Source organism: Brevundimonas sp. AVps5, from assembly GCF_058681515.1.
On sequence record NZ_CM178740.1, the window covers coordinates 1,822,621 to 1,836,073 of the forward strand.

Sequence of the window (13,453 nt, forward strand, 5' to 3'; positions counted from 1 at the left end):
CTAGTGGTCATGGCTCGCGCCGGACTTCTCGACGTCCGCGCGGATCAGGAAGGCGCCGTCCACCACATATTCGGTGCCGGGTTCGATGCCGCCGAGGACCTCGGTCCACTCGGGCGTGCGGCGGCCCAGTTCCAGCATCCTGACCTCATAGGTCGTGCCGAAGCGGGCGTAGACCACGGTGAAGTCGCGGAATGGCTGAAGCGCCCGGGTGCGCACGGCGAGGGGTGCCGGTGCCGAGGCGACCTGAACCTCTCCCGATACGCCGAGACCGGGCCGCCAGATGCCGCCCTGATACGGCAGGTCCACATGGGCGACCAGGACCTGACTGGTCAGATCAGCCGAGGGAAGCACTGCCTCGATCCGACCGTTGAAGGTGTAGTCACCGGCCAGACTCTTGACGATGATCGGCTGGCCCGCGCGGACCCGCTCGGCATCCCGGGGATAGAGCAGGAACTCGGCGTGCAGGCGCGTGGGATCGCCGATCATCAGCATCGGCTCGCCGCCGCCGGTGATCGACCCGACGTTGACGTTCTTGGCCACGATCATGCCGGAGATGGGAGCGGTGATCGCATAGGTCTGAAGGCTCTCGCTGGACTCGACGCGGGCGATGACCTGACCGCGCGAGACCCGGGTCCCGAGTTCGACGTTCAGGGCCATGACCCGGCCCGGATAGCGGGCGTGGACCTCCGCCTGGCCCTCGGGCGTGATCTCGACGCGTCCGGTCAGCGCCAGACTCTCGCCCAGGGTCGCGGGACCGACCCGTTCGACCGTAACGCCCCCCGCCTGGGCAGCGTCGGCGGCGATGACGGTGCGCCCTTCGTAGGAGGCGTAGGCCCAGCGATGCTGTTCTCCGGCGTGGGCCGCTGTGACCATGACGTCAAAGGAGTGGGGCTCGAAGACGATGCCGGGTGAGGTCAGATAGTCGTTCCCGGCTGTGAAGGTGAAGCGGTCCGTCTTCGGACCCGTCCGCACCAGGGTGATCGCCGCCTGGACCTGTCGCGGATCGACCGGCTGGTCGTCGATATAGGGATACAGCCGGAACAGCGGGGCCGGTCCGTCCTCGTAAAGGGTGATTTCCAGCGCAAAGTCTCCGTCGCGCAGCATCCGCCCGCGATGCGGGCCGCGCTCGTATTCGCCGGCGGCGACCTCGGTCCCGGCTTTCTCGGCGGAGCCCTGCCCGCAGGCCGAAAGGCTCGCCGTCAGGGTGAGGCACAGGGCCGCGAACAGGCCGCGCGATGCAAGGAAGCGGATCATGGGCGAGTCTCCGGGCCGAGCAGGTCGGCGTGCGCACCGGTCAGCCGGTCAAGGCGGGCGCGATCGATGTGGAACTGTTTAAGCACGGCAACCCGACGGGCCCTGGTGGCGAGAAGCGCGGTCTGGGCGGCGATGACGTCGTTGTAGGTAAAACCGCCGCGCGCGAAGCCTTCGCGAACGAGCACAACAGCGCGCTCGGCCTGGGGCAGCGGCTCGTCGGCTATGCGCCGGGCTTCCAGCGCGCGGGATGCAAGGAGGACCTGAAGGCGGGCGATCTCCCGCTCGCGTTCCTGTCGGAGCGCCTCCATGTCGGCCTCGGCTGCAACGCCCTCGAACCTCGCACGGTCGATGGCGGCCTCATTCCGATCGTAGCGGCCCAGCGGGATTGACCCGCCGACGACAAGGCCGAGGTCCTGCCCGTCCCAGAAATGACGGACACCGACGCTGACGGTGGCGTCGGGCGTCGCCCGAGCCTGTTCGAGGCTGACCCTCGCCCGGGCGAGGTCGCGCTGCGCGCCCAGAACCGCGAGATCGATCACGGCGGCCGGGCCTGCGATACTGCGGGAGGTGCTGGTGTCCTCGAAATCGGCCGGATCGAGGGAGAAGTCCGGGGTGCCGATCCAGAAACGGCCCAAGGTCGCGCGGGCGAGGCGGGCCTGTATCCCGGCCTGATCGAAGTCGATCTGGGCCTGGGCCAGTTCAGCCTCGGCGCGGGCGCCGGCGAAGAGGGGGTCGCGCGCCATGTCGACCCGACGCTGCACTTCCGTCTGGAAGCGTTCGGCCAGGGCGAGACGTTCGCGGGCGATCTCCAGATCGGCTTGGGCGCCCAGGGCCTCCGCCCAGGCGCGCTGCACCTGCTCAAGCCGATCCAGCCGTCTGATCGCGGCTTCCGCCTGGACCAGGGCGATTTCGCCCCGGGCCAGAGCCACACGCGCCGGCTGATCACCGCCACGCTCAAACCGCTGCTCATAGGACAGGGTCGCCTCGGTGCGGTCGATGACGTTGCCGCTCCCCAGTGTGGGCAGGTTCTCCACCATCAGACCCAGCGTCGGATTGGGCCGCACATCGGCCTGACGCACAGCGGCGTCACCGGCTCTCGCGCGCGCCTCAGCGCCCGGAAGCCCGGGGTCTATTTCGGCGGCGCGGGCAAGCGCCCGCTCAAGGGACAGGGCGGGGGCATTGGCAGCGGGGCTGGATGGCTCCTGCGCCACGGCCGCGGTTGACGGCCAGGCCGCCAGTGAGAGCGCCAGTGCCGAAACGGCCGCCAGACGCGCCCACGATCCGGCAGAGCCGGCAATCGGGGTCTTCAAAGGTATCTCCGGGAAACGGGTTGCACGCAGCCGAAAGGCCGCGCCGGTTCAGACGACCGTGCGCATCCGTTTGGGAGGGTGTTCCGGCCCGTCGCCGGTATGGCTCGACAGGGCAGGATCGGGCCCGGGTTGCCGAAGGGAAGACGCAGGGGACGACATGTCTGTCAGCACCCGACCTGACGAAGGCAAGGCAGCCTGAACGTCGCTGCCTCCGTGATGGTGATGTCCGACCGGGATGGGCCCGTCGCCGTCCTGATCCGTGCCGGTATCGGCATCAGGAAGCTCTTCCGGTGCCACATGAACATGAGCCGTGTGGTGATCGTCACCCGCCTCGATCAGAGCGACAGCCGGCCAGTCGGCTACGTGGCCGAAGTCATGCTGCCACTGCGACAAGCCGTGCAGGTTCATGGCCGCCAGGAGGGCGACGCAAAGACCGATGCAGAGATGGCGAACGACGTGGGTCAGATATCTGGGCTCCGTCGATCCGTCTAACTGCCGACTCGACCCGAGGCAATCAGCGCATGCCGCGTCGGCATGGCACACGAACGTCCGCTTCCCTGCAAGATGCACGTGGCCCGTCGGCGATGGCCGGTTCCGGCGCAGGTTCGCTGCGATCAATGGTCCGAACCTGATCACCCGACACCGGATCGCGTCCCGGCTGACATCGATCCCCCGTTCGGCCCTCAACTCCTCGACATCGCGGGTGCTGAGGGTGAAGTGAAAATGCCGGCAGACGGCCTGCCCGACCACGGCTCCGGGGACCCGAGGCCGCTTGAAACGGATCGGATCCATCTCCTCTTCCGGCCTGTCCGCCGAACCGGAGAACCTTTGGCGTCAGGCGGCCGGCACCATCGCAAGGACCATCCAGAGCCACTCGCTGCAGGACTGCGCCAACGACCTGGCCGCCGCCGGATACGGCGCAGACTGGTCGGGAAATGCCATAGCAAAACTAATCAACTCAACTCCGCATTGCAAAATAGAGAATTCAACCACCTTTATGCTATTCTCTGGCTTAAATTTCATAAAACCTGTCAGTATCTCTCCCATATTTTGCATCTACGATGCGCAACCGTCCAGAATGCTATTTATTAACGCCAAATAAAATTCGTTCGGCTGGCGATATTTATTCATCCAAATTGTCAGAAACATTCTCTGAACAATCCTACCCAAGAACACGCAGAATTCGGCAAATCAATCAATGTCGGGCGATTAGTGTCCGGCACTGATGATATTTGTCGTGCTCTCTTTTCTGAAATTTCTGGGGGACAGAGATGTCATTGTTCAGTTCACGTTCGCGTTCACGACTTCTGATGCTGATGATCAGCGCAGCGATACCATCAGGCGCATTCGCTCAGACCACAGATCAAATATCGGGTCGCTCAGACACGACAAGTGCGACTGAGGTGGGCACTGTCATTGTGACGGGCGAGCGTTCTACCGCCACCGTCGTCGCCACTGAACAGGCCAAATTCGGTACCAGCGTGCAGGTCATCACGGGCGAAACCGTGGAACAGAGTGGCGCAATCAATTTCGCAGAAGCCCTCCAGTTCCTCGTCAAGGGCGTCAACATCGGCTACTCGCCCGATGAAGGCGAATATACGATCCGTCTGGACGGCGGCGGGGACCGCGATACATTGCTGACACTGGACGGTGTTCCTTTGTATGATCGCGGCCCGGTCCTGGAGAACATCTGGGGTGCCACGACCGTCGATAACCACATGATCGAGAACATCGAGGTCTATCGCGGCGGCAACAGCCTGTATTTCGGCTCCAACGGCGGCGTCGGCGTCGTCAACGTGATCACCAAGAAGCCCGACGGTAGCCGCAAGGGTGATTTCGGCGTCTCCTACGGGTCGTTCAATACTCGCGAAATCTGGGGCAACTACAGTTTTCCTCTCGATGCTGCCGGCGACCACTCACTCATGATCTACGGCTCGATGCTCGCCACCGACGGACCGAGAATTTACGATCCCGCCCTGTTCACGGACAACGTGGCTCTGTCGGGCGGCATTCAGGAGTATCCGCTCAACAAGAACGACATCGGCGTCAAATACCTGTGGCAGATCGACGACCAGACCGAGTTCCGGGCGAACGCCATCTATACGGAGAGCTGGTTCCAGGACGCATTCCCATCCGGCGAATCCTATTCTCCGAATACGCTGCGCTATCCGATCATCGACGCGTCTTTCTCCAGGCGCTGGAACGATCGTCTGCTGATCGAGGCCTCGGCCTATTTTTCCAACCCCATGCTCTGGAACGCCGAACTCTATCCGGTCGTATGCCGGATTCGTGCCGGCTGCCCGGTTGCGAACGTCGTGAACGCTGCCGGCGTGTCCACCCGGACTGTGCCGTTCGGTGCCTGGACGGGAACGGTGCAGGAGGCTTTCGCCCACGGTTTCGGCGACAACCAGTTCAGAAGCGGATTCCAGGAAACGGGGGCAACCGCTCGCGCCACCGTCGACTTCAATGAATATCTTGAAGCGGTCTTCGGCCTTCAATACGTGTCGTACAAGGACGACTCGGACGAGCGTTTTGCGGTTCCGAACAACGATTCGACCACGACCGGGGTTTTCGTCGACCTTCACCCGAGACTTCCGTTCAGCCCCAACACCAATATCTCGCTGGCGGTCCGCACCGACTTTTCGGACGCGTTCGACAGCAAGACGATCTGGAAGTTCGGCTTCAGGCATCCATTCCTGACCAACTTCTACATGCGTGGAAACGGCGGCACTTCTTACAGCCTGCCGCAGACCAACGAGCTGTTCATCAACAATCCCCGTCCGCCTTCGGCCGTGTCCGGCGCTGCCTTCACCGTTGTCGGCAATCCTGATCTTCAGCCCGAGGAAACCGAAACCTATAACGGCGCGATCGGATACAACGCGACCTTTGGTGATGTCAGCCTGTTTGCGGAGGTCGGTGCGTTCAGGACCGAGATCACCAACCGCATCTCGACCACCTCAGGTCGTCCGCTCATCGTGGTGGACAATGGCGTCAGTGTCCCGGTGGACACCTTCTTCAACAACAGTGCCGTCAACGAGATCGACGGGCTGACCGCCGAACTCGACCTGCGCATCGGCAGTCAGTGGCATGCCAACATCGGCTATACCAAGCAGGACTCTGTCCTCGCTTCCGGCTCGCGCGCAGGCGTGCAACTGAACGAGACGCCGGAATGGTTTGCGACAGCTTCGCTGGATTGGACCTCGGCTGATCGACGCCTCATGCTGCAGTTCCTGCCGCGTATCCAGGGGCCCGAATGGTCGACCGGTGGTCCGGCTCTGCCGGGAACCACTGTCGCTGCGGTCAATGGCCGGGGCGCTGACACAGGCGTGCCGCGGTATCGTTACAACTTCGGCGACTACACGGTGGTCAATGCGACGGCCACCTACCTGCTCGGCGATGACATGCAGCACAGAATACAGTTCCGTGTCGTCAACCTGTTCGATCAAGAATATGCCGAACGCTGGGGTTACGGAAACAACTTCTACGGCGCTGCGTTCAATCGTGGAGAATACACGAATACGGATGACCGTTACTTCTACGGCTATCCTTTCGAAGGCAAGCCCCGCAGCTACTACGTAACGGTTGCGACGAAGTTCTAGTCTTGTGAAATCGAGTCGTGGACTGCGGTCCACGACTCGAACCCACCTTCGTAATCACTGCCTTCGTTTTCAAGTTCGTCAAACACCATCGTTGGCTCCGTGGGGCCATCGGGAGCCAAGATATGACTGTTCGTCGAAGCGCCAGCAAAACCATGGCTACGCTCCTGGCTGCGACCTCGGCTCTCACGTGGGGAGCGGGTGTTCCGACACCTCTGCAAGCCCAGACCGTTGAGCGCCCGGTGCGCGCGGTGCAAGATCCGGGCGTCATCACCACCCGCCAGGCCATTACACCGGCCGGCGTTCAAACGGTCTTCACCGGACGCGTGCAAGGCGCAGTCTTCGGCGACAACGGGGCTCTCTGGGTCCTGTCGCGAACGGACCTCTACCAGCTCGACTGGCTCGAGAACCGCGTCGTCTCACGCCTGCCGCTCGGTGGCGTCGGCGGCATCCGGGGCCTGGCGATCGACCAGACCGGCAACCCGCTGATCAGCCTGATCGAGACGCGCACCGGCCAAGCCGGGGCGGTCTTCCTCGCCAGGCCTGGTACAGAGGCGCAGGGCGGACTGGTGAAGCTGGGCGAAAGCCTGGGGACGGACAATGTCGGTTCCCCCATCCTCCACGGTCAGGATGCCCTGACCCCTTTGACTTTCAACAATGCGCTGGCGGTCAGCAACCTGTCGACCGGACAGGCCAGACAGATCCCCGTCGGGGTCGCGCCGGTCGCGGTGGTGGCCGACGGTACACGGGCCTATGTCGCCAACTGGGGCGGACAGGCCGCAACGGCGGACATGTTGAGCGCCACGACGGGTTCAAAGCCTGACGCGGACCGTCTCGGCATCGATCCGCGCGGCGTCGCCCTGGCCGGTTCGATCAGCGTGGTCGATCTGACGACCGATACCGTAACGGCCAACATTCCCGTCGGTCGGCACCCGACCGGCCTGGCGCACGACGCCGCCAATGGCATCCTCTATGTCGCGAACACCAACGACGACAGCGTGTCGGTGGTCGATGTGCGCACGGGTCAAACGACACGGACCATCGGTCTGCAGCCGTTTTCCGAGGCGGCAAACGGCATCGCCCCGGCCGGTATGACGCTGGATCGCTCCGGCGAACGCCTGTTCATCACCTGCGGCGGCATCAACGCCGTGCTGGTCTATGACCTGAAGAACGATCGCATCGCAGGTTTGATTCCCACCGGCTGGTACCCCGTGTCGGTGGCTTTGAATTCGGACGAAACCCAGATGGTCGTGGCAACACTGCTGGGCGTCGGCTCGGGGCAGAACGAAGGGCCGGGACGGCGTTTCGTGCACGCCAATCGCGGCAGCGCCCATGTCGTCGCCATGCCGGATACGGCCCAGCTCGCCAGCTACACGGTCGCCGTCGCCGAGAACAATCGTATGTCGTTCCGCGATGGCGTTGTCCCGCAGCCCAACGCCCTGGCGACAGCCCGCGCCCTACCCGAGCGATCCGGCGAGCCCTCGCTGATCGAACACGTCGTCTACATCATCAAGGAAAACCGCACCTACGACCAGTTGTTCGGCGACCTGGAGCGCGGTAACGGCGATCATGATCTTGTGATGTTCGGCGAAGACGTCGCGCCGAACCAACGGCGGCTTGCACGCGACTTCGTCTTGCTCGACAATTTCTATACGACCGGCGGCAACAGCGCGAATGGTCACCAATGGGTGACCCAAGGCAACGAGACGAGCTACACGCTTTGGCCGGGCTACTCGGGTCGCTCCTATCCGTTCGACGGCAGCGACCCACTCGCCTATTCGTCGGGCGGATTCATCTGGGATTCTGTCCTGGCGACCGGCAAGAGCGTCGCCGTCTTCGGCGAATACGCACCCGGTGTGCTGAGTGAAACGCCGAACAGGCGGGCAGCACTGTTTGATCGCTGGCGGGCAGGTGACCGCTTCGCAAACGACTTCGATACCCGGTCACCCATCCCTCCCCTGGACCGATCACTGGTACGCAACTTCCCCGCCTACAGCATGGACATCCCCGATGTGGTCCGGGCGCGCATCTTCATCGATACGCTGAAGACCTATGAAGCGGCCGGTTCGATGCCGAACCTGACGGTCATGCTCCTGCCCAGCGACCACACGAGCGGGACCCGGCCCGGCGCCAACACGCCCAGCGCCATGGTTGCGGACAACGATCTTGCCCTCGGGCAGGTTATCGAGGCGCTCAGCACGTCGCAGTTCTGGCCCAAGATGGCGATTTTCGTCGTCGAGGACGACTCCCAGAACGGCGTCGATCACGTCGATGGACACCGCACGGTGGCGCTGGCGATCAGTCCTTACACGCGGCGCGGTGCCGTTGATTCGACGATGTACTCTCATCAGAGCATGCTGAAGTCGATCGAGCTGATCCTGGGTCTGCCGAGCCTGTCGCTGTTCAACCTGATCGCCAACGATATGCGGGCGAGCTTCACCGACACTCCCGATTTCAGGCCCTTTGCCGCAATCACGCCCAGGCAGGATCTGTTTGAGCTGAACCCCCTCGCCACCGCCTTGTCCGGTCCCCGTCGCGCCGGTGCGCTTGCATCGGCAAGGATGAATTTCTCCATTCCCGACGCAGTCCCCACTGCGGAGCTCAACCGGATCGTCTGGCACGACGTCCGGGGCTGGTCGACGCCCTACCCCGGCGTCAGGGAAGCCGCGTTCAGCCCGTTCAGGTTTGAAGATGAGGATGATTGACCGGCGATCGAGGACGCGTGGCCAGGCAGGCGTATCAGGCGGCGGCTGTCTTGTCTGGACACTCGCCGGTTTAACGTTGGCGAACGTTCCCGGCACCGCCCTCGCACAGACCGTCACGACAGAACTTGACCCGGTCGTCGTCACGGGAGGCATCCTGCGTCCTGCCAACCCGGGGGCCAATTTCCTCATACCCCGGCGAGTGCTCGACAGCGTGCCCGCCCTGGGCATCAACAGCGTTCTGCGCCTTTCGCCCGGCGTTCAGGTCGTCGACGAAGACATTTTCGGCCAGAAGCTGAATATCTCCGTACGCGGCCTGACGCCCCGTCGCTCCGCCCGCACCTTGCTGCTGGAAGACGGGATGCCGATCCAGCCGGCCCCCTATTCCGAGCCCTCGGCACACTACAGCCCCTCGCTGGAGCGGATCGAACGGATCGAAATCCTCAGAGGCTCGGGTGAAATCCTGGAGGGCCCGCAGAGCCTGGGCGGCATGATCAACTGGGTTACCCGTCCCGTGCCGCGCTCACCCACCGCGAGCGGTCAGTTCGCCCTTGGAACCCGCGACTTTGCCGCCGTCCATCTGTCGTTGGGAACGGGCGGGGACGATGGAGGCGTGGTTTTCGACGCCGCCGCGAAACGCAGTGATGGAATCCGGGAAGGGCACCATAGCGTCTTTGGCGAGATGGCGTTGAAGGGGACCTGGGATGTCTCGGCGAACCAGGCCCTGACGGTGCGCCTGACGCATCACGCCGAGGACACGGCCCTGACGGAAGCCGGTCTCGACGCGCGGCGCTACGCTGCCGATTCCTATGCCAACCCGTTTGAGAACGACCGGTTCGAGCTGGAGCGGACGGCATTTCAGATGGTGCACGAAGGCCGATGGTCGACGAACCTGCGAACGCGGGCACAGGTTTACTCGGCCAACACCTTTCGAGCCTCCTACAGGCAGACCGACACCTCCACGGACACGATGACGGCGAACCCGGCCACCGGCTGCGTGGGGCCGGCGAGATTGGACTACGAGGCGGCGGCCCGCCTTTGCGGCAACAAGATGAGACCCCGCGATTTCCATTTTCATGGGCTGGAGGTTCGGGCATTCCTTGATAGCGAACTGTTTGGCCTCGAGAACTCAGCGGTCGTGGGTGTCCGTCTGCATCATGAAGACGTCGACCGGCGTCGCTACAACGGGTTGATCCCCGCCGCGAGGGAGGACACTCCCGGCACGGCATTGCGGGACCACAACGAAATCAAGACCGACGCCCTGTCTCTGTTCGCCCAGAACACGGCAACCTGGGGTGACGTGTCAATCAGCGGCGGCCTGCGAATGGAGCGGATCGTCAGTGAGAACACCTCGATCGTGGCCAACTTCGTGCCACGGGGCCTGTCGGTATCGAAGGACCAGACGGTGTTTCTGCCTGGTCTCGGCCTGGCCTGGCAAGCCATTCCGAACACGACCGTGTTCGCTGGCGTTCACCGGGGATTTGCGCCTCCCAGACCCGACCGCGATGTGGACCCGCTGCTTCCAGCCAACAATGTACGCCCGGAAATGAGCGTCAACTTCGAACTTGGCGCGCGCTCGAATCCTCGGCCCGGCATTGAGATTCAGGGCACGCTCTTTGCGTTGGACTTCAGCGAACTGATCGTCTCTGGCCCACTATTGGGATTGCCGAGCGGTACGCTGGTCAATGCCGGCAAGGCGCGTCACGCCGGTGCTGAGTTCTATGCCCGAGCCGATTTCCGCGACCTGATGGATTGGGCGGACAATCCGTGGATCAGTCTTTCGCTCACACATCTCGATACAGCCGAATTCCGAAGCGACGTGGGAGAGGGCGTGATGAATGTGATGGGCAATCGCATCCCCTACGCCCCCCGGATCATGGCCGCGGCTGGCATCGGTATCGAATTGGCCAACGGGTTGGGTGCACAGTTGGGGCTGAGCCATGTGGGAAGTCAGTTCGCGGATGGTGCCAATACGGTCGCCGGGTCTGCCGATGGCACCCGGGGAATTGTGCCCCCTCACACGACATACTCCCTCGGCCTTGATTGGCGGCCGAATGGCGCGAACTGGACTGCGTCGCTGACAGGCATGAACATCACCGACGAAGACTACATCTCCACCCGCACCGACGGCCTGTTCGCGGGCCCCAGAAGGCAGATCTACTTCGGCCTGCGCTGGAGCCGCTAGGAGGGTGCTGTCAGGATGGGCACGCCGTAGTCAGCGATCTTCTCGGCGATCGACACCACGGCCGCCCGGCGCGACGCATGGTCCCGTTTCTGATCCAACACCAACCGCCCCGCGCGATCGCGAACCTCAGGTGAAAACTTGCTCGTCGCCTTGCTCGTCGGGCTCCATCCTGCTGAGGAGTTGGAGCCTCCGGGAAAACCGGGCGGTTCAGTCCAGCATTTGACAGCCTTCCTGAATCGGGACGTTCTGGTGTGGAGTAGATGACGCCGGTTTGCGCCGCGCAAGACGTCATTGGCAGCTTGCAGCAGGCTTGAGCAGCATTCACTCAGGGACGTGTCCAATCTGATGTTCAACGACAAGTCTATTCTGATCACGGGAGGTTCAGGCTCGTTTGGACGCACGTACGCGCGCACGATTCTGGCGCGCTACAACCCCAAGCGGGTAATCGTCTACTCCCGGGACGAGTTGAAGCAATTCGAAATGCAGCACGAGTTTTCGGACCCGCGCATGCGCTTCTTTCTGGGTGACGTGCGCGATAAGGAAAGGCTGATCCAGGCCACACGCGGCGTCGATTTCATCATCCACGCCGCAGCGATGAAGCAGGTGCCCGCCTCGGAATACAATCCGACCGAATGCATCCGAACCAATATCAGCGGTGCCGAAAACGTCATCGCAGCGGCGCTGGCAAATGATGTCGAGAGCGTCATTGCACTGTCCACAGACAAGGCCGCCAGCCCGATCAATCTGTATGGTGCCACCAAGCTCGTGTCCGACAAGCTCTTCGTCGCCGCCAACAACATGGCCGGCAGCCACAGGACCCGGTTCTCGGTCGTCCGTTACGGCAATGTCGTCGGCTCGCGTGGGTCGGTCCTGCCCTTCTTCCAGAAGCTCGTGGCCGAGGGCGCGGATTCGCTGCCGATCACTGACGCCCGCATGACCCGCTTCTGGATCTCCCTGCAGCAGGGCGTCGACTTCGTTCTCACCAATTTCCAGCGGATGCACGGCGGCGAGATCTTCATTCCCAAAATCCCGTCTCTGCGGATGACGGACCTTGCAGAGGCCTTGGCCCCCGGCATGCCGACTCACATCATCGGCGTCCGGCCGGGCGAGAAGCTGCACGAGGTCATGTGCCCGACCGACGATTCGCACCTGACCTACGAGTTCGCTGATCACTACGTCATCGCGCCGACGATCCGCTTCCACAACACTGAGGCGGACTTCGGCAACAACGGTATGGGCGAGATCGGCGAGCGGGTCACGCCTGGCTTCCAATATGATTCCGCGACCAACCCCCACTTCCTGACGGTCGAGGAGACGCGGGCGTTCAACGCCTCCGCCGAGTATTGAACCCGCCCCGTATCCTGTTCATCGCCAACGCCGGCCGGGAGGTCGGCGGCGGCCATGTGATGCGTTCGCTGACCTTGGCCAGGACCTTCATCGAAAAGGGTGCCGACGTCCGGTTTCTGGCGTCTCCCGAAGTGCAACTGGTGCTGGACGTGTTTGGGCCTGACATCGTGACGGTCGCTGTCCGGTCGTCGGCGCCGGCCCATCTCATCGCGGCCGCTCATGGCCTGGTCTTCGACGCGGCGGTTTTCGATCACTACGACCTCGGCAAGACCGAGCATCAGGCGGTCGCGCGTGGTCGCCCCGCCCTGATCATCGACGATCTCGCCAACCGCTCCCTTGGAGGCGACCTTATCCTCGACCCCGGCCCGGCCCGAGGGGCGCACGACTATGACGGCCTCATCGGCAAGGCACGGTTGCTGCTCGGACCGACCTACGCGCCTGTGCGCCCCGCCTTCGCCGACCTTCGGGAGGCAACGCTGCCGCGGCGCGCTGCCCCCGTTCGCCGCGTTCTCGTCGCCCTCGGCCTGACGGACGTCGGCGGGATCACGGCGCGGGTGGTCGAGCAACTTCAACGGATCGACGGCGATCTGGACTTCAGCGTGGTGGTGGGCGGCAGCGCCGTCAGCCTGCTGCGGCTTCGCGATCTGGCCGCGCAGGATCCCCGCATCCAGATCCACGTCGACGCTCATGATATGGCGGAGTTGACGGCCGCAGCGGACATCGCCGTAGGAGCTGCAGGCTCAACAACCTGGGAGCGCTGCGTCCTGGGCCTGCCTTCGGTGCTTGTCGTGCTGGCCGACAACCAGCGACCGGCCGCCGAGGCGCTCGGAGCGCGCGGAGCCGCGCTGGTTCTGGACGTGGCTGACGCGGGATTCGATGCAGGCCTCGACGCCGCCGTCGACCAGCTCATGTCCAACGACGCCTTGCGTCACCGGATGTCAGCAACGAGCGCCGAGCTTTGCGACGGACTGGGTGCCGGACGGGTCGCCGACGCCGTTCTGGACTTCAACGCCCAGCGCCATCCTTAACAGAATGTTTGCGTCCCGCCCGGCAAGCTCG

General features: G+C 63.6%; 8 protein-coding genes. 5 read left to right on the plus strand and 3 right to left on the minus strand.

Going from position 1 to position 13,453, the window contains the following annotated elements; genetic code table 11:
- Genes ACW18A_RS09380 through ACW18A_RS09390 form a run of 3 tightly spaced genes read right to left on the minus strand, consistent with a single transcriptional unit; the run spans position 1 to position 3,356 of the window.
- Positions 1-1,254, minus strand: a complete 1,254-nt coding sequence (locus ACW18A_RS09380; RefSeq protein ID WP_492021463.1) for an efflux RND transporter periplasmic adaptor subunit — start codon at positions 1,252-1,254, stop codon at positions 1-3.
- Positions 1,251-2,564: a TolC family protein gene (locus ACW18A_RS09385; RefSeq protein WP_492021464.1), complete on the minus strand. Its 1,314-nt coding sequence runs from the start codon at positions 2,562-2,564 to the stop codon at positions 1,251-1,253. Before ACW18A_RS09385 ends, ACW18A_RS09380 begins: the two co-directional genes overlap by 4 nt.
- Before the next feature lie 48 nt (positions 2,565-2,612).
- Positions 2,613-3,356: a hypothetical protein gene (locus ACW18A_RS09390; protein ID WP_492021465.1), complete on the minus strand. Its 744-nt coding sequence runs from the start codon at positions 3,354-3,356 to the stop codon at positions 2,613-2,615.
- A gap of 518 nt (positions 3,357-3,874) precedes the next feature.
- On the opposite strand from ACW18A_RS09390, the gene ACW18A_RS09395 reads away from it, so the two are divergent.
- From ACW18A_RS09395 to pseG, 5 genes are all read left to right on the plus strand, one after another.
- Positions 3,875-6,163 carry a TonB-dependent receptor plug domain-containing protein gene (locus ACW18A_RS09395; RefSeq protein WP_492021466.1) on the plus strand — a complete coding sequence of 763 codons (2,289 nt, stop codon included), beginning with the start codon at positions 3,875-3,877 and terminating at the stop codon, positions 6,161-6,163.
- 17 nt (positions 6,164-6,180) lie between these two features.
- Positions 6,181-8,865: a bifunctional YncE family protein/alkaline phosphatase family protein gene (locus tag ACW18A_RS09400; RefSeq protein WP_492021467.1), complete on the plus strand. Its 2,685-nt coding sequence runs from the start codon at positions 6,181-6,183 to the stop codon at positions 8,863-8,865.
- Positions 8,866-8,941: 76 nt separating this feature from the next.
- The gene (locus tag ACW18A_RS09405) at positions 8,942-11,047 is read left to right on the plus strand and encodes a TonB-dependent receptor family protein (protein WP_492021468.1); all 2,106 of its coding nucleotides are present in this window, start codon (positions 8,942-8,944) and stop codon (positions 11,045-11,047) included.
- A 345-nt stretch (positions 11,048-11,392) separates the two neighbouring features.
- The gene (pseB, locus tag ACW18A_RS09410; RefSeq protein ID WP_492021469.1) at positions 11,393-12,394 is read left to right on the plus strand and encodes a UDP-N-acetylglucosamine 4,6-dehydratase (inverting); all 1,002 of its coding nucleotides are present in this window, start codon (positions 11,393-11,395) and stop codon (positions 12,392-12,394) included.
- A complete protein-coding gene (pseG, locus tag ACW18A_RS09415) occupies positions 12,391-13,422 on the plus strand; it encodes a UDP-2,4-diacetamido-2,4,6-trideoxy-beta-L-altropyranose hydrolase (protein ID WP_492021470.1) in 1,032 nt (343 codons plus the stop codon). The genes pseB and pseG overlap by 4 nt, the downstream gene beginning before the upstream one ends.
- The last annotated feature ends 31 nt before the right edge of the window (positions 13,423-13,453 follow it).